Origin of the sequence: Anabaena azotica FACHB-119 (assembly GCF_014697625.1) — a bacterium.
In the GTDB taxonomy this organism is placed as follows: Bacteria; Cyanobacteriota; Cyanobacteriia; order Cyanobacteriales; family Nostocaceae; genus Trichormus; species Trichormus azoticus_A.
Genome location: NZ_JACJSG010000001.1, coordinates 276,043 through 291,476 on the forward strand (window position 1 = coordinate 276,043; position 15,434 = coordinate 291,476).

Annotated in this window: 18 protein-coding genes; 8 read left to right on the top strand and 10 right to left on the bottom strand. The window is 40.3% G+C overall.

The annotated features are described in order from the left end of the window. Positions 1-71: 71 nt before the first annotated feature. Positions 72-1,415, bottom strand: coding sequence for an ABC exporter membrane fusion protein (locus H6G83_RS01210; protein ID WP_190465793.1), 1,344 nt, complete (start codon positions 1,413-1,415; stop codon positions 72-74). Between the two features lie 52 nt (positions 1,416-1,467). Beyond that, complete coding sequence (locus H6G83_RS01215; protein ID WP_190465795.1) at positions 1,468-1,743, bottom strand: hypothetical protein; 276 nt, start codon at positions 1,741-1,743, stop codon at positions 1,468-1,470. Between the two features lie 1,024 nt (positions 1,744-2,767). Here H6G83_RS01215 and H6G83_RS01220 point away from each other — a divergent pair. Next, positions 2,768-3,013 (top strand): hypothetical protein, encoded by a 246-nt coding sequence (locus H6G83_RS01220; RefSeq protein ID WP_190465797.1) that lies wholly within the window; start codon positions 2,768-2,770, stop codon positions 3,011-3,013. Positions 3,014-3,136: 123 nt separating this feature from the next. Further along, positions 3,137-3,367 carry a hypothetical protein gene (locus H6G83_RS01225; protein WP_190465799.1) on the top strand — a complete coding sequence of 77 codons (231 nt, stop codon included), beginning with the start codon at positions 3,137-3,139 and terminating at the stop codon, positions 3,365-3,367. Between the two features lie 94 nt (positions 3,368-3,461). Here H6G83_RS01225 and tnpA read toward each other — a convergent pair whose 3' ends face one another. Further along, positions 3,462-3,917 (bottom strand): IS200/IS605 family transposase, encoded by a 456-nt coding sequence (gene tnpA, locus H6G83_RS01230; RefSeq protein ID WP_190465801.1) that lies wholly within the window; start codon positions 3,915-3,917, stop codon positions 3,462-3,464. A 76-nt stretch (positions 3,918-3,993) separates the two neighbouring features. Here tnpA and H6G83_RS01235 point away from each other — a divergent pair, with 76 nt between their 5' ends. Beyond that, positions 3,994-5,223, top strand: a complete 1,230-nt coding sequence (locus H6G83_RS01235; protein ID WP_190465802.1) for an RNA-guided endonuclease InsQ/TnpB family protein — start codon at positions 3,994-3,996, stop codon at positions 5,221-5,223. A 69-nt stretch (positions 5,224-5,292) separates the two neighbouring features. Here the strand turns inward: H6G83_RS01235 and H6G83_RS01240 are convergent, their stop codons facing one another. Together H6G83_RS01240 and H6G83_RS01245 are read right to left on the bottom strand one after the other, a co-directional pair. Next, positions 5,293-6,063: an SDR family NAD(P)-dependent oxidoreductase gene (locus tag H6G83_RS01240; RefSeq protein ID WP_190465806.1), complete on the bottom strand. Its 771-nt coding sequence runs from the start codon at positions 6,061-6,063 to the stop codon at positions 5,293-5,295. Positions 6,064-6,100: 37 nt separating this feature from the next. Beyond that, entirely contained in the window at positions 6,101-6,313 is a 213-nt protein-coding gene (locus H6G83_RS01245; protein WP_190465888.1) for a helix-turn-helix domain-containing protein, read from the bottom strand. Between the two features lie 190 nt (positions 6,314-6,503). Here H6G83_RS01245 and H6G83_RS01250 point away from each other — a divergent pair, with 190 nt between their 5' ends. Beyond that, positions 6,504-6,977: a hypothetical protein gene (locus tag H6G83_RS01250; protein WP_190465808.1), complete on the top strand. Its 474-nt coding sequence runs from the start codon at positions 6,504-6,506 to the stop codon at positions 6,975-6,977. Positions 6,978-7,202: 225 nt separating this feature from the next. Here H6G83_RS01250 and H6G83_RS01255 read toward each other — a convergent pair whose 3' ends face one another. Both H6G83_RS01255 and H6G83_RS01260 read right to left on the bottom strand, forming a co-directional pair. Further along, positions 7,203-8,105 carry a S1 RNA-binding domain-containing protein gene (locus tag H6G83_RS01255; RefSeq protein ID WP_190465810.1) on the bottom strand — a complete coding sequence of 301 codons (903 nt, stop codon included), beginning with the start codon at positions 8,103-8,105 and terminating at the stop codon, positions 7,203-7,205. A 325-nt stretch (positions 8,106-8,430) separates the two neighbouring features. Continuing rightward, complete coding sequence (locus H6G83_RS01260) at positions 8,431-9,177, bottom strand: dienelactone hydrolase family protein (RefSeq protein WP_190465812.1); 747 nt, start codon at positions 9,175-9,177, stop codon at positions 8,431-8,433. A gap of 174 nt (positions 9,178-9,351) precedes the next feature. Here H6G83_RS01260 and H6G83_RS01265 point away from each other — a divergent pair, with 174 nt between their 5' ends. Together H6G83_RS01265 and H6G83_RS01270 are read left to right on the top strand one after the other, a co-directional pair. After that, the gene (locus H6G83_RS01265; RefSeq protein WP_190465814.1) at positions 9,352-10,335 is read left to right on the top strand and encodes a GntR family transcriptional regulator; all 984 of its coding nucleotides are present in this window, start codon (positions 9,352-9,354) and stop codon (positions 10,333-10,335) included. 308 nt (positions 10,336-10,643) lie between these two features. After that, a complete protein-coding gene (locus H6G83_RS01270) occupies positions 10,644-11,903 on the top strand; it encodes an FAD-dependent hydroxylase (RefSeq protein ID WP_190465816.1) in 1,260 nt (419 codons plus the stop codon). 644 nt (positions 11,904-12,547) lie between these two features. On the opposite strand, the gene H6G83_RS01275 is transcribed toward H6G83_RS01270, so the two are convergent. Next, on the bottom strand, positions 12,548-12,781 hold the full coding sequence (locus H6G83_RS01275; RefSeq protein ID WP_190465818.1) for a Nif11-like leader peptide family natural product precursor: 234 nt from the start codon (positions 12,779-12,781) through the stop codon (positions 12,548-12,550). Between the two features lie 709 nt (positions 12,782-13,490). Between H6G83_RS01275 and H6G83_RS01280 the strand changes: the two genes are divergently transcribed. Next, positions 13,491-13,706 (top strand): DUF2839 domain-containing protein, encoded by a 216-nt coding sequence (locus H6G83_RS01280; protein WP_190465820.1) that lies wholly within the window; start codon positions 13,491-13,493, stop codon positions 13,704-13,706. Between the two features lie 662 nt (positions 13,707-14,368). Here the strand turns inward: H6G83_RS01280 and H6G83_RS01285 are convergent. Beyond that, positions 14,369-14,509, bottom strand: a complete 141-nt coding sequence (locus H6G83_RS01285) for a hypothetical protein (protein ID WP_190465821.1) — start codon at positions 14,507-14,509, stop codon at positions 14,369-14,371. Between the two features lie 234 nt (positions 14,510-14,743). Between H6G83_RS01285 and H6G83_RS01290 the strand changes: the two genes are divergently transcribed. Next, the gene (locus tag H6G83_RS01290; protein WP_190465823.1) at positions 14,744-15,088 is read left to right on the top strand and encodes a DUF1815 family protein; all 345 of its coding nucleotides are present in this window, start codon (positions 14,744-14,746) and stop codon (positions 15,086-15,088) included. A gap of 179 nt (positions 15,089-15,267) precedes the next feature. On the opposite strand, the gene H6G83_RS01295 is transcribed toward H6G83_RS01290, so the two are convergent. Beyond that, positions 15,268-15,408, bottom strand: a complete 141-nt coding sequence (locus H6G83_RS01295) for a hypothetical protein (RefSeq protein WP_190465825.1) — start codon at positions 15,406-15,408, stop codon at positions 15,268-15,270. Positions 15,409-15,434: the final 26 nt, after the last annotated feature.

Below are 15,434 nucleotides of genomic sequence, written 5' to 3' on the forward strand. Positions count from 1 at the left end.
AATCGTTATAAGTAATCAAGTTTTTTTTGAAAAAATAACAATTAAATCTGATAAAAAGTATATATATAAACTTATATACTGATCTGACTTTTCACGTTATGTGGAAAAGTTAACAGCAGACCTAACCCCCCAGCCCCCTTCCCTTCAAGGGAAGGGGGAGAAATCAAAGCCTCTGGACTTGTAGGAGAGAGGTTTGGAGAGAGGTCTTTCAGATCCCGTGAAAACTCAGATATACTGATACTTACCTGCACTTGTAAGTTAGTCAAAGCAGTAATTTCTTTGTGAGCTTTCATATTATTGATGCGAATTTTTACCTCAACTACTTTGTTATCAGTATCAGCTTGTAAATTATTAAAAATATTTTGTTTACCGAGTTGTAAACCAATATCTGTAATTGTTCCATGCAGTTCTTGTGGTAACGCATCACTCGTAATCACAGCCGACTGACCTAGACGTAGTTTTTTAATATCGGTTTCATAAATTTCTGCTACTGCATACATCTGCTGTGTCCGTCCTATATCCGCTATTCCTGTATTGCTGATAATTTCTCCAGAACGAGTATTAATTTTGAGGATTTGACCGTTAATAGGCGATCGCACTGAACTTAATTCCAACTCAGCTTGAGCCTGTTTAACCGCAGCTTTTGCATTCTCCACCATAGCTTGTCCTGCTTGTACATCAGTCAAGCGAACCTCGGTGATACTCCTCAACTTAGCTTTCGCCTCGATTAACTGCTGTTGAAGAGTTTTGAGAATGCGATCGTGAGCAGCTTTTGCTTCCTGATACTGCTGTTGAGCAACTTTAACTCGTAAATACTTCGCTTCTGCTTGTGAAGCAGAAATTGCTCCTAATTTGTATAGCTGCTGATATCGCTGATTTTCGCTCTTCACATTATCTAACTCAGCTGCTAGGCGCACTATCGCTGCTTCCTTTACAGAGATCGCTCCCTCTAAATCAGCTTCTAAACGAGCTATAGTTGCTTTCTGTGCAGAAATATCTCCAGCTTTTGCACCAGCTTTCACTTGATTGAGACTAGCTTGAGCAACTAATACCTGTTTTTGCGCCATCTCTAAGCTAGCAAGACGGGGATAATAACTATCAACAATCGCAATTGTTTCTCCTTCACGTACCCAGCTACCCTGTTTGACAAAGAGTTTTGCTACTCTCACCCCCCCTTGGGAATTAGGCGCAGATAGACGAATAACTTCTCCTTCGGGTTGTAAATATCCTAAAGCAGTCACAGTCGTCATTACAGGTGAACTAATGGGTGTTGGCTTGTCTAACTTGGATTGCAGTTGCGATCGCCATAAGCTATATAAAGATACAGTACTTGTAATGACAGCGATCGTAGCCGTCAACATAATCGACCACCAAACTAAAGGTTTTGTCGGTGACTGTCTCTGTTTATATACCATAATTATTTCCAGTTAATCAACTTAAAAAATTAAGTTATCCAATTTTTATTCCTTATATTAGCCAGCGAAAAACTAATGATTCTTCGTTAGGAAACATAATTATCCAATTAATAGTTAATCGGGAAAAGTCAACAGTCAAAAGTTTGTTATTCTCTACTCCTACAAGGCTGGGAAATGTATTTGAGAGATTATTTACACCATCATGAATAGTACTTAAATCAACAATGGTGTCACCTCCCACTACAGTCTCAGCTTCTGCGGAAAGTATTTCATGGAAAAAATCACTTACATCAATGGGATATAAGTTAAAAATGATTTTTTTAGACATTGTTTTACTCTCTCAAATTTAAAGCTCAAATAATTCTGTCATGATTCACTTTATCCAACTACTGCAAATTTTTTGCTTACGGTTCATTGTAGGCAATAGCTGTTGAGAAGTCATTTCCGAAAGCTGTAATTTTTGGTAAGTTTCACATTATTACAGCAGTCTCGCTATTCGTGAAAAGTTAACAGCAGACCTAACCCCCCAGCCCCCTTCCCTTCAAGGGAAGGGGGAGAAATCAAAGCCTCTGGACTTGTAGGAGAAAGGTTTGGAGAGAGGTCTTTCAGATCCCGTGAAAAGTCAGAACATCTCTACATGGTTTTGGGTTTTACGCTTGTACCTCATTTACCCAAAATATGCTGTATATCTTAATGTTCTTACATCAGCTATATAAGCATTATTTATGTTTAATACCCTCAGTATTCATCAAACATAAATTGTCTTTATGTAAATAAAATTATCAATACTTTGCTAATAATGAAAGCTGATTATCTAAGACTAAAAACTTTCATTTATGTCTAATAAAAAATGCCAAAATGTAGTTTTTCTAAAATTTTTTACGTATAATAATGGTGGAATAAAGAGTTGTAATTCATTCAATTATAACTCTATTATATTTACCTGATAAAAATTAAATCATGTCTAAAATTATCATATTTAACTTACATCCTACTTGGAGACAGAGATTTATCCAAAAGCTAACTCCAGAAGAAGCAGAGAATATATTAGGAGGTACTTATCCTTATGGATTTCATATAGTTAATATTACTGATAGCGTATCAATCAATACTGTCGGAGACGAGAATACAGTTGAAGCTGGTACAAATTCAGTCAGCTATCATGATAATAAGATTCATACCATAGACTACTCAAGGTCTATTATCAACAGATTCTACTAGTTTTTGATAATTTTTTCACTTAAATCCCAAGACTTATTTACATAATTATTGTAGTCAATTGGGAATGACGACATCGATAATTATGTCATAAGTTCCATCGACTAAAAAACCTAACCACGTAGTTTAAAACAATGAATCAGATAGTAATTTCCCTACCAAGATTTACTAGTTTAGGGTTATTTGAGCATATCTTATCTCCATATCAAGCTGAGGCGGTAGCGGGGGGGTCTATTTATTTTTCAGTCATGAATGTTAGTGATGGTATAAACACAGTGGAAAATACATATAGAGGTGATTATTCGTGGAACTTTCATGATAATAAGATTCACACAATAGATTATTCCCGGTCTAATTACAATTGGTTCTACATATTGTAATTGATCAACTGTAATTTTTTTATGATGACTGAAAAATTGTAGAGTTTCTCTAAGTTGATGATTGAGGATGACACAAAACCAACTCTCAGATATAATGTCAATAAAAATTAAGGAGAAATATTAATGGCTAACATCATAATTGATACTTTGCATCTTACTGGTTATGATTTGTTTTCTAACTCTGAAAACTTCATCAATGAACTATTTCAGGAGGAAATAGGACTTATTGAGGGAGGTTGGTACGGTATAACTTTTGGCTATAATTCATTGTCCGGTAACAGCTTTTCTAGCCATAGTGGTTCCTACGGTTCTTTTTCCAGCTACGGTGGTGATTATAATAAGTCCTGGTGTTAACTATTAGCTTGAACAAAAAGAAGCCTCTCACTCAGTCCGAAGGACGAGTGACGAGATGAATTTTTGGGCGATGACGAATTGACCCACAACCAAATTAATCCGCAGGATTAACAGGGCAGGGGGTCGATGAGGAATCGCCACTTTCTGGAGTATTTTGATTTTCAATGTATTTTCTCAAAGTTGATACTGTAACACCACCGCAACTAGCAATAAAGTAAGAACCATTCCAAAAAACATCTTTACTGTAAAACCTTTCTAGATGATCAGAAAATTCTTGACGTAACTTCCTAGAAGAAACAGACTTCAAGTTATTTACTAATTTGCTAAGTTCTAAGTCAGGATGGTACTGAAAAAGTAGGTGGATGTGATTGTCTTCACCGTTAAATTCAACAAGCTTGCAATCCCATTTGATTAACAATTCCTCAAAGATGAAATGTAATCGTTCCAGTATTTCACCTGTAAAGGCTTTTCGCCTATATTTTGTTGTCAAAAGCAAATGCGCCTTAAGGTCGCTGACAGACCTGCCTTTTGAAACAAAATCATTTTTCATAGTAATTTCGGAATATTTACATTAATTGGTGTATACTAAAATAGTAACACTGATTTAACAAAGCGGTAATAAACAAGTGAGGGCGGCTTACCAATACAAACTGCGTCCAACAAAACAACAAGCTGAAAACATAGATAAATGGTTGTCTATGCTTTGCGCTCAATATAATTATTTGCTGGCTGATAGGTTCAACTGGTATGAGCAAAATCGTTGCTCTATTAACGCTTGTCCCCTTGTTTGCCACTTACCAGAATTAAGAGACAATCCAGACTATTATTCTCAAAAGAAAACTTTACCCAACCTCAAAAAAACTCATCCACATTACGGCGAGATTTATTCACAAGTTTTGCAGGATATAGTCAAACGGGTTAAGGTAACTTTTGACAGATTCTTGAAAGGGGATAGTAATGGTAAACGTAGCGGTAGACCGAGGTTTAAATCTCGTGACCGTTATAGAACTTTTACTTATCCTCAGATGAAAGATGGGTGTTTGCAAGGCAATTTAATTAGTCTACCAATGCTTGGCAAAATTAAGGTTGTTTTGCACCGCGCTATCCCTGATGGTTTCAAGATTAAAACCGCGTCTGTAACCAAAAAAGAGTCAAGTGGTTATTATTTAACTCTCAGCCTAGAAGATGCAACAGTTCCAACAATTAAGCCTGATTTCAATTCCGAATCTATAACAGGGGTTGATGTTGGGTTAAAAGAGTTTTTGACTACTGCTGATGGTGAAACTGTTTCTATACCACAGCATTATCGTAAAGCTCAGAAACGTTTACGAGTTATCCAAAAACGTGTTTCACGTCGCAAGAAAGGTAGTAAGCGTAGACAGAAAACCATTAAACAACTAGGTAAACAACACAAAAAAGTTGCTGACAAACGCAAAGATTTTCATTTCAAAACCGCTAATAATCTGCTTAAAAAGTATGACGTTATAGCTGTTGAAGATTTAAATGTTAAAGGACTTTCACGCTCTAAACTAGCAAAGTCTGTACTTGATGCCGGATGGTCAAGCTTTCTGTCAATACTGACGAACAAAGCCGAAAAAGCTGGTTTGTTGGTTATTCCAGTTAAAGCGTCTGGTACTAGCCAAGACTGCTCTAGTTGTGGTGTAAAAGTTCCTAAAAAGCTGCATGAACGTTGGCACGATTGCCCTAATTGTGGGTGCAGTCTTGACCGTGACCATAATGCAGCTATAAATATAAAAAATAGAGCGGTAGGGCATTCCGTTCTTAAAGCCAAGAGTCTCCTAAGCAGTAGCCGGATTGTCTTGGAAGCCTACACTGTATGCGAAGCATCAGTGTAGGAGTATGTCACTAAATAGCTAATCGTGATTTGCAAATAAGTCCCAATTTTCTTTCAACCTCAGTTTCAGTTACCAAGGTAATCTAGTTCCATCCCAGGAAAAAAACTGACCACTATCGCCTTGTTGAAGTTGCTCAATCACAGCTAATAATTGATTAACAGTGCGTTCAACTGTAAATAATTTCTCCGCCGCTACATTTCTCTGAAAGGGACGAGAAAGGCGTGTATCCGTTGTACCTGGATGTAAAGTTATTACTGTAGTTTTAGGACAACTTCTAGCATACTCAATAGCTACAGTCCGCATAAACATATTCAGCGCCGCTTTTGAAGCGCGATAGCCATACCAGCCACCGAGTTGATTATCGCCTATGCTGCCCAATTTAGCAGAAATAGTGGCAAAAACACTCTGTTCATTATGCTTAAACAAAGGCAAAAGATGTTTAGCGAGTAGAACAGCACCTACACTGTTGACTTGAAAATAATGCAATAAATTTTCTGAATTAAGTTGTCGCAAACTCTTTTCAGGTTGTAAGTTTCCTGCGTGTAGCAGTCCTACACAGTTAATTACTAAATGTAATTTATTAATTTCATTACTGATATTTTGTAAGACTTCAGCTATCTGTAACTCATCAGTAATATCTAGTGCTAGACAAGTTAATTGTGGTGAATTTTTGTCTTGCAATGCTATTAACTCAGATGCTGAGTCTATACGGCGATAGGTGGCGTAAATTTTGGCGAATCTGCCATCTGGGAGTAATTTTTTGACAAAACCTAAGCCAATGCCTTGGCTAGCTCCTACAATCAAGACGTTGGCATCATTAATTTCATCAATAAAAGACATATAACATCACGATCGCCTACTGCAATGCAACTATAAACTACTCTTGCACCACCTCAACCAACTCCTCAATCATTACATCAAAAGTGCGAGCTAACTTTTGAATCGCGGTAAAATCTACAGTCGCTAGTCCAGGCGATCGCGCATAGGTTCTCAGAGTGCTATAAACCACACCAGAACGGTCAGATACTTCCTTCAAAGTCCAACCCCTCACAGACGCATACTCGCGAATCTTCAGGCGAATCATTCCCATAATTACTACATAACTGACTTGTATGAGTCGCCTAATAATTGTATCATATAAAACGATCGCCCCCCGGCCTAGGAAACTGAGAGAGCGATCGTAGTAAAATACCATCCCGTAAAAAGCGAGAATCATCTATTTTCGCAAGAATTATTTTTTCTTACGAGGATTATCTTTTTTCTTACCAGGATTATCTTTTATGGTATCATCACTTAATCCAAAAGCAATTGTCATCCGCTCATCAAAAATTGTTCATAAATCTTTAACTCCTCATCCCCTAGCCAGATTTGTCACAGAAGAAGCAATTTGTTTGATGTTTCGGATTGGGTTTGATGATATCTATACTGTAGAATGTTGGCGTTATGTGGTTTACGTCCACGCCAAGGGAGTGAGTTCATTTGTCAGCTATGCCGATTTTCCCCCAACAGTGGGAGTACAACCACCAACCAGAGCAGATTTTATTAAATGGCGCAGACGGTGGCGTAAGCAACAGACACACCGCAAGCAAGCGCCACAATGGTGGAAAGAATATTTTCTCAGTGAATTTTGGCAAGCTCCTTGTGAGTCTGTATTACACAGTTGGGGTGAACTAGTCGGGAGCATTAAATTTGCTTTTAGTGAAGATGCTTTAGCAGAACTCCGTCGCAACTATCGCTTAGAGAATCTCAATTAACGTGAGTTCGACAAGCGTTGTTTTGACCTCACCCCCAACCCCTCTCCTACGAGGAGAGGGGACGGGGGTGAGGTTTTTCGTTTCTCCTCCCTCTCCTGACGGAGACGCTACGCGAACGCCTTTTAGGAGAGGGAGGTTGGGAGGGTGAGGTTCATCGAACTCACGTTCAATTAATACCTCTGTGTCTCTGTGGTGAAAGTTAACCACAGAGACACAGAGAAATGCTTACTCGTTGAGTTTATTAGCAGCTCGATGAGCGCGTGCTTCGGCGGAAGCCATGACTTCCTCAAAGTTTTCTAACACTTCACCAGGGAAGTTTTCTAAAGCTCTGGTAGAGATAGCAACGCGATTTTTACCTTCATCCAAATCAATAATAACTGCTTTGACTGTTTGACCAATTTGAAAGACTTTTTCTAAAGACTCAATAAATTTTTGGCTGACTTGTTTGATATGTAGCAAGGCGCTCAGACCATCTAAATCGACAAACACACCAAAAGGTTTGATTCCAGTAACTTTACCTTCTACTAACTGACCAATTTCTAACTGACTGAAGTTACTAGAACGAGCTACCAAACGTTGAGAAAGAACAAGTTTTTTATTATTGCGGTCTACTTCTAAAAAACCAGCCGTTAAAGTTTTACCTTTGAGCGCTTCTAAATTATCACGCTCTGTGAGATGCGATCGCGGAATAAAACCCCGCAAAGTTTGGAAATCGACGGTGACACCACCCTTATTCACACCTGTCACCCGCACTTCCACCGTCTGGGAATTTTCCTGCAATTGCGCCAATTTTTCCCAGATGTGCTGAATTTCTAACTGCCGTCGAGAGAGAGTTACTTGACCTTCTTCATTCTGTTCACGGATAATCAAAAATTCAAGCTCCTCATTCAACGGCAGTACTTCCGCTAAATCGGTAACTGCTCTCAAAGAAGCCTCATCGCGGGGTATATAAGCCGACGACTTACCACCAATATCAACGTAAGCTCCATCAGGGTCAAGTTGAAAGACTTTGCCGTAAACAACTTGTCCCTTTTGAAACTGATAATCGTGATTTTCTAGTGCTTTAGCGAAGTCGTCCATCGTGAAAGACGAACTGGCTTTTTGAGATAGTTTCGATTCGGAATTCATGACTATTGAAATTAAATTGTTTTTATTTACGCTTCTTGTGTCAGTTGTCAGTTGTCAGTTATCAGTTATCAGTTATCAGTTATCAGTTATCAGTTATCAGTTATCAGTTATCAGTTATCAGTTATCAGTTATCAGTTATCAGTTATCAGTTATCAGTTATCAGTTATCAGGTTATGTTCACTGTCCACTGTCCACTGTTCACTGTTAACTGTCCACTGTTCACTGTTCACTGTTCACTGTTCACTGTCCACTGTCCACTGTTCACTGTCCACTGTTCACTGTCCACTGTTCACTGTTCACTGTCCACTGTCCACTGTCCACTGATTTAGCCTGCTAGCACAGTCCCAAATAGCTGCTTTACTTGTTCCCAAGCATCAGCTGCTGCTTGAGGATTATAGTTGGCTCGATGGTCACAGAAAAATCCGTGTTCAGCTCCATCGTAGCGGAACACACGATGAGAAATGTTGTATTTTTCTAACTCGTTTTCGATTTGATCAACTTGTTCTAAAGGGATACTGGCATCTTCTGTACCAAAAAAGGCGTAAATTGTACCTTGAATTTCTGGTGTACGGGTAACGGTAGGATTTCCACCGCCAAAGGTGCGAGTCGTAATTCCTGCACCGTAAAAGGATGCAGCAGCTTTGATATCTGGTAAGGTGGCGGCAAGATAAGTTACATGACCACCAAAGCAGAAGCCAATACAACCAAAGCCGTCTTTTTTGACTTGGGGCAGAGTTTTGAGATAATCAATGGCTGATTGAATATCGCCCAATAACTCTGATGCTGTGGTTTGCATGGCATAATCTCTGCCAATCTCAATATCTTGGGGTGTGTAGCCGGTTTCAAAGCCTGGTGCTTGGCGTTGGTATAGCGCTGGTGCGATCGCCACATACCCCAACTTAGCAATTCGTTCTGTTACTTCCCGAATATGCTGATTAACGCCAAAAATCTCCTGTAATACCACAACTCCGGGATAGGAACCTGGTGCTTGTGGTTGTGCTAAGTAAGCAGCTATTTGCAGATTATCTTGGGAAAGTTGAACTGTCTCCGTAACTACTGCTTGCTCAGTCATAATAATTTTTACCCTTGCTTTGTGGTTAATTTCTCTGATTATTTGATATAACTAGGCTACTTCTATCAGATAATCAAGTACTAATAGTCAGCACATAAAAAATTTAAACCAGAAAATACCCAATTAGACGTTGTATTTTTATTTTGAATTTTGAATTTTTGAGGAGGTTGGGTGATGATTCAATTCCGTATTCAGCCAGATAGTGAGATTCCTGCATCAACCCAACTGTTCAACCAAATCCGGTTTGCGATCGCTTCTCGCCAATACCCACCCGGATACAAGTTGCCCAGCACCAGGGCGCTAGCGATGCAAACGGGGCTACACCGTAATACCATTAGTAAGGTCTACCGTCAGCTAGAAGAAGACGGTTTTGTTGAGAGTTTAGCAGGCTCAGGGATTTATGTCCGCGCTCAAGGTCATGAAGGCGGTAGCAGGCTACAATCGCCAATTCTGACACAACATCCCGAAGCCTCAAAAGTTTTACAGCAAGCCTTGGATGAACTGCTAAATCAAGGCTATTCACTCAGCCAAGCCAGGGAAATCTTCTTGGCGGAAATTGACTGGCGCTTACGTTGTAGTGCCAGAGTGTTAGTAGCATCACCATCTCAAGATATGGGTGTCGGGGAATTAATGGCTTATGAGTTAGAAGAAGAATTAAAAATCCCAGTGCAGATAGTAGCGATAGGTGAATTAGCCTCTGTACTAGATAAGACTACCTCAGCAACGGTTGTCACCAGTCGCTATTTTATCAACGATGTAGAAGCGATCGCCGCCCCTAAAGCCATCCGCGTCATCCCCTTAGATATCTACGACTACAACAAAGAAATCAACCTGCTGAAAACCCTACCCAAAGATAACTGTGTTGGGATAGTCAGCTTAAGTTCAGGAATTGGTCGCCAAGCCGAAGTCATCCTCCACGGCTTACGCGGTGACGAATTATTAGTCATGACCGCCCAACCAAAAGATAATTACAAAATGCAGGCGATCGTCAAGCGAGCCGAAGTCATTATCTGTGACCAAGCCTGTTACACCACAGTACAAGTCGCCGTCCAAGCCGCCTCAGAAGACATCATCCGTCCACCAAAACTAATCAAGGTAGAAAATTACATAGGGACAAATTCGATTAATCTACTCAAGCGAGAATTGGGATTAGGGTGAGGGACTGGGGACTGGGGACTGGGGACTGGGGACTGGGGGAGTGGGGGAGCAGAGGAGCAGAGGAGCAGGGGAGCAGAGGAGCAGAGGAGCAGAGGAGCAGAGGAGCAGAGGAGCAGAGGAGTGGGGGAGCAGAGGAGCAGAGGAGCAGGGGAGCAGAGGAGCAGAGGAGCAGGGGAGCAGGGGAGATAGTCTTTTCCCTTTCCCCCTTCCCCTTTCCCCCTTCCCCTTTCCCCCTTCCCCCTTCCCCTTGCCCAAACACAGCCGATCGCGTAAGAATAAGAATTAAGATTGCTTAATTTCTCTTAACAATGGCGCTAACGCAGCTTAATCAAACTATTTCTCCTCAACCGACACCGCCAGACCAGCGAGGATACGACTATGATTTGGTCATCGTCGGCGGTGGAATTGTTGGGTTAACTTTAGCCTCAGCATTAAAGGATTCTGGCTTAAATATACTGTTGATTGAGGCGAAAGTCGCATCAGCAGCCGTAGCTAAAGGACAAGCCTATGCAGTCCATATGCTGTCAGCGCGAATCTACAAAGGAATCGGTATTTGGGATAAAATTCTGCCGCAGATTGCCAAGTATCGCCAAATTCGCCTTTCTGACGCTGATTATCCTGGTGTGGTGGAGTTTGAACCCAACGATATAGGCACACCAGAATTAGGTTATGTAGCCGAACATCAAGCCTTACTGGAACCTTTGCAGGAATTTGTCCAGAATTGCCCAAATGTCACTTATCTTTGTCCGGCTGAGGTGGTAAGTACTAGCTACCACCAAGACGTAGTAACTATCGAAATCAAAATTGCCGACCAATTAAGCACAGTCCGCAGTAAATTACTTGTAGCCGCCGATGGTTCGCGATCGCCAATTCGTCAAGCTGCGGGTATTAAAACACATGGCTGGAAATATTGGCAATCTTGTATCGTCGCCTTCGTCAAGCCAGAAAAACCCCACAATAACACCGCCTACGAAAGATTTTGGCCGAGCGGCCCCTTTGCGATTTTACCATTACCTGGGAACCGTTGCCGCATCGTTTGGACAGCTCCCCACGAAGAAGCAAAAGCTTTGTGTGCCTTGAATGACGAGCAATTTTTGCAAGAACTCAGCCAACGCTTTGGTAATCAAATGGGTAAGTTGGAATTACTCGGCGATCGCTTCGTTTTTCAAGTGCAACTCATGCAAAGCGATCGCTATGTCCTCCCCCGTTTAGCATTAGTTGGTGATGCAGCACATAACTGTCATCCTGTAGGTGGACAAGGCTTAAATTTGGGTATTCGAGATGTCGCTGCTTTGGCGCAGGTCATCCAAAAAGCCCATCAAGCTGGTGAAGATATCGGTAAAATCCGCGTGTTGAAACGTTATGAACGCTGGCGACAAATAGAGAACCTCACAATTTTAGGCTTCACTGATATGTTAGACCGGATGTTTTCTAACCAATTCCCGCCAGTGGTGTTTGTGCGTCGCTTGGGTTTATGGTTTTTGCGTGCTGTTCCCGCGCTAAAAGTATTTATGCTCAAGTTGATGATTGGTTTGAAGGGAAGAACACCAGAATTAGCCAAACGCTGAGGAAATTGCGATCGCTCCCCCAAATTCTCTTTTCACTCATCTTGAAAATACAATATCAGGGTAGAAATACAAAGTTTATTTTCTACCCTGTATTTTAAGTAATTGACTCTCACCGGACTGAAGTCACGGTGATTCAAACTGTTGTTTTGATTGAGGCTAAAGCCATCAATCTCCACAGTCATCTTTCAAGGGATAACCTTGTGGGACAGTCAAAAGTCCCCTACCGTACTTGGCTAAACTAGCATGGTTTAGCTGTGACGTTACCTAGTTTTTTCTAGTTTCCACTCTTCGGAAGTCCACATATTTCACAAATTAAGACGCTCCCAATCCTGCTATTATTTGCCAGTGGTATAGGCGACGATTACACGGCTGACTTACTGTGCGGGAGTTCCACCCCTACTAGGATTGTTCAATGCGCTCTTGGTTATTCCTACTCACGTTGAAACTAAAGCCATTTTACCAGAACTGGTAGGTTAAAACCTACCAAATAGTTTTCATCCCTGGACTGAAGTCACAGGGTTTTCAACATATCTTTTATAAAAAATGTTATTTATAGCTGTTGCCAGATACATTAGGAGACTAAGACTCTTTCAAAACTATTTGCTATTCCCTGTCCCCTATCACCTGTCACCTGTTCCCTACATCTATCTAGGATGAATGTGTTGTCTTGGCCCCCAGCCTGGATTGATAATAGCAGCTAAATCTTCCTCAGATAATTTGCTAATTTCCGTCTCTAGTTCTTCCTTGGTAAACTCATAGCCGCTTTCTTTAGCAATCTTAATAAAAGCTTCTGGGTTCTCCGTTGCTTTCAGCCTTTGTTTTAATGCTTGATTTTCCTTCACAGCCTTCAAAAGTTGGGCAGCATTTTGTTGAGCCATGATAGCCTCTCCTGTATTAAATATGAGATTTAAACCTAGAGCCGATGCAGTTAATAACAACAGCTTAATTTATCTTTCTTACTCTATTCTTAACTTGCACGATTTCTAATTATTTGTCATGTACCGTTAGAAGGAATAAATATGTGAAAAATCCTGAAAAAGCTTTGAATATTGGCAGTTTAATTATAAAAGTTAATAAAAAACAATAATAATAAATAAAATAGGCAACTAAATATAGATTACAGCAGTTTTGTTATTCGTGAAATACTGTAGAGATGTTATATGTAACGTCTCTACATGGTTGTGGGTTTTACGCTCACACCTCATGTACCCAAAATATGCTGTAAGTATTGGCGTGGTAAGGCTAAATTTGTCCTTAAATCCTTCTACCAATTGGTGTGGTGTTTCATTTTCGTATTGACAACAGTTTGCAAGTAAATGAGGTACAAAAAAACCAGATTTAATCTTAGGTATCAAGAGTTTATCACCCCTGCCTCCTGCCTCAAAACCGATAGCCTTGTACTTCATGCAAAAGAAAACTGCTGTAACTGATAACTGATAACTGTTCACTGTTAAACAAGGACTAAAGTCCTGACTACGAACGAGAGCGATCGCACCCCACTATCTCAAAGGCAAAAACAACGCTACCATCGGAAAATGGATAATCATTAGTGAATTTATCGCCTAGACTGAATGGGGAATGATAACTATGGGTGAAGCAAAGCGTCGTAAAACTACAATGGGAGAACAATACGGACAAGAAACCCGTATCTTACCTTGGGTTCCCATTACTAAATCTCAATCTGAACAATTTGTTACCTGGACTACTCGCGGTGCTTGGGTAGGCATTGGTGCTATGGTGGTAATTTGGGTTACTATCCGTTTTATCGGCCCGGCTTTTGGTTGGTGGCAAATAGTAGGCTAAAATTTCTCTCTCCAACATAGGGGTGTAGGTGTCAAAATCCTCACACCCCTGCACTATAACCACCATTAACCCAGCCTCAACAGCCAAGCTTTATGCGTAAGTCCTAAACACACAAAGCCAGTAAACCACCTGTCACCCTCCGGGTTCGCCAGTTCCCTACGGCGGGAAACCCGCCTACAGGACTGGACTCACCTGTCACCTGTCACCTGTCACCTGTCACCTGCTGATGACTATTTAAGTTCTGTATCTATAACTCTTGCTAGATTGACTTACTGTTAGTCTTAAATATGATTAGCTAGATAGTATGAGCAGCATTTCTCATCAAATGCTGATTCAAGGGGGAGTTGATGACGTACTTAACATTATGTAACGTCTAAAGCCAAAAAAAATACTGGCGAAATGGCAACATACTTATCTTAAGTTTAGTTATGCTCGATTTTATGCCTATAAGTATTCGGGCTATAGTTATATTTTTCCTAAGTGTAATTAATTCCCCACTATACTCGGCGATTACGTCCAACTTGGCACTCTCAAGCTTATAGTTCAATTGATTCAAGGCTATATAACCAGAAGGGTTCGACCTGAGTAAAGCAAAATTATGTCAAAATCCTCAGCAGTCAACCTGTATTTATACGGTCAAGCAAGCTTGTAGAGAATCAGGACTAAATGGCAAAACTGTGAATATCACTAATGTGTAGTGCTAATACCACAGAAATACAATCGGTGATTTTCCTATGGTTGACAAAGGCTAAACCTGAGTTAATCTTGATGCGATCGCTACTATTATTCACAAAGTCAGACAAAATTTTATAAATTTTTGTGAATTTTATTAACTTGTCTGAAAAGGCGATTGTGCAAAGTGAATTGTTTGATACGGCAGACTCTGCTGTTTTCTCTTACTCTGGATAAGGTTAGTCAATTAATGACTGCAATAAATTTTTGGTAATTGTAATGAATAGTTTACAATACCAATTGGTGAGAAAATCTAAAAAAAATATAAAAGAGATTAAAATGACTGTGGTGTCTGGAGGACAAAAGTGTTTCTAAGACTAGCGCATCAACATCGGCAATTCGTTCAAGACTTGGTAATGAACCTCCAAGCTTTGGCAATTGTACTAGAACGGCGGGGATATCCTGCGTCCTGTTATACCTGTGGCGACCAAATGAACAGTGCTTCATTCATGGTGAGTTTAGGTAACAATCATTTGATTCGGTTCCTAGTATCCGACTATGGAATCACCTGGACAGAGATGCGCGACGATCGCGAATTAATGAAATTAGAAGGTGCAGAAGCGATTAACCAATTACAAGAACTAGCAAATCTTGTTAAGCAACCCACGCCAGTTACTTCAGCGAACAAGGCGTTGGTAAAACGGGGTTAAATTTCTCTGTACGCTGACTTTTATTGAATCTCACCCAAAGATGGATAATTAAGGCTTAGTTAGCAATTATTAGCTATTAACAATTACCATTAGGTAATTAATTAGCTAATCCTTGCACTGTGCCTAAACAGTGGGTGCTGAAACCTAAATAGTTTGTAGATACTTGTATCAATTCGTAATTAGCGGGACTCAGATAAGGCTGTGGTTTTTGTGAATTCACCATGATCCAATTTGCCATCAGAAATACTTACTAATAGTTGATCCCCACCATTGACATCCCGTATTTTACCATTACCAAGAATGTTTGTTGCAGATGCCATAGGGGCGTACATTTGTACGCCCCTAA

Excerpts from the sequence above, each read along its gene's own strand:
- H6G83_RS01280 (WP_190465820.1), top strand. The coding sequence starts at position 13,491 with ATGGGTGAAGCAAAGCGTCGTAAAACTACAATGGGAGAACAATACGGA.
- H6G83_RS01215 (WP_190465795.1), bottom strand. The coding sequence starts at position 1,743 with ATGTCTAAAAAAATCATTTTTAACTTATATCCCATTGATGTAAGTGAT.
- H6G83_RS01295 (WP_190465825.1), bottom strand. The coding sequence starts at position 15,408 with ATGGCATCTGCAACAAACATTCTTGGTAATGGTAAAATACGGGATGTC.
- H6G83_RS01260 (WP_190465812.1), bottom strand. The coding sequence starts at position 9,177 with ATGACTGAGCAAGCAGTAGTTACGGAGACAGTTCAACTTTCCCAAGAT.
- H6G83_RS01270 (WP_190465816.1), top strand. The coding sequence starts at position 10,644 with ATGGCGCTAACGCAGCTTAATCAAACTATTTCTCCTCAACCGACACCG.
- H6G83_RS01275 (WP_190465818.1), bottom strand. The coding sequence starts at position 12,781 with ATGGCTCAACAAAATGCTGCCCAACTTTTGAAGGCTGTGAAGGAAAAT.
- H6G83_RS01210 (WP_190465793.1), bottom strand. The coding sequence starts at position 1,415 with ATGGTATATAAACAGAGACAGTCACCGACAAAACCTTTAGTTTGGTGG.
- H6G83_RS01255 (WP_190465810.1), bottom strand. The coding sequence starts at position 8,105 with ATGAATTCCGAATCGAAACTATCTCAAAAAGCCAGTTCGTCTTTCACG.
- H6G83_RS01225 (WP_190465799.1), top strand. The coding sequence starts at position 3,137 with ATGGCTAACATCATAATTGATACTTTGCATCTTACTGGTTATGATTTG.
- H6G83_RS01245 (WP_190465888.1), bottom strand. The coding sequence starts at position 6,313 with ATGGGAATGATTCGCCTGAAGATTCGCGAGTATGCGTCTGTGAGGGGT.
- tnpA (WP_190465801.1), bottom strand. The coding sequence starts at position 3,917 with ATGAAAAATGATTTTGTTTCAAAAGGCAGGTCTGTCAGCGACCTTAAG.
- H6G83_RS01250 (WP_190465808.1), top strand. The coding sequence starts at position 6,504 with ATGGTATCATCACTTAATCCAAAAGCAATTGTCATCCGCTCATCAAAA.
- H6G83_RS01265 (WP_190465814.1), top strand. The coding sequence starts at position 9,352 with ATGATTCAATTCCGTATTCAGCCAGATAGTGAGATTCCTGCATCAACC.
- H6G83_RS01240 (WP_190465806.1), bottom strand. The coding sequence starts at position 6,063 with ATGTCTTTTATTGATGAAATTAATGATGCCAACGTCTTGATTGTAGGA.
- H6G83_RS01220 (WP_190465797.1), top strand. The coding sequence starts at position 2,768 with ATGAATCAGATAGTAATTTCCCTACCAAGATTTACTAGTTTAGGGTTA.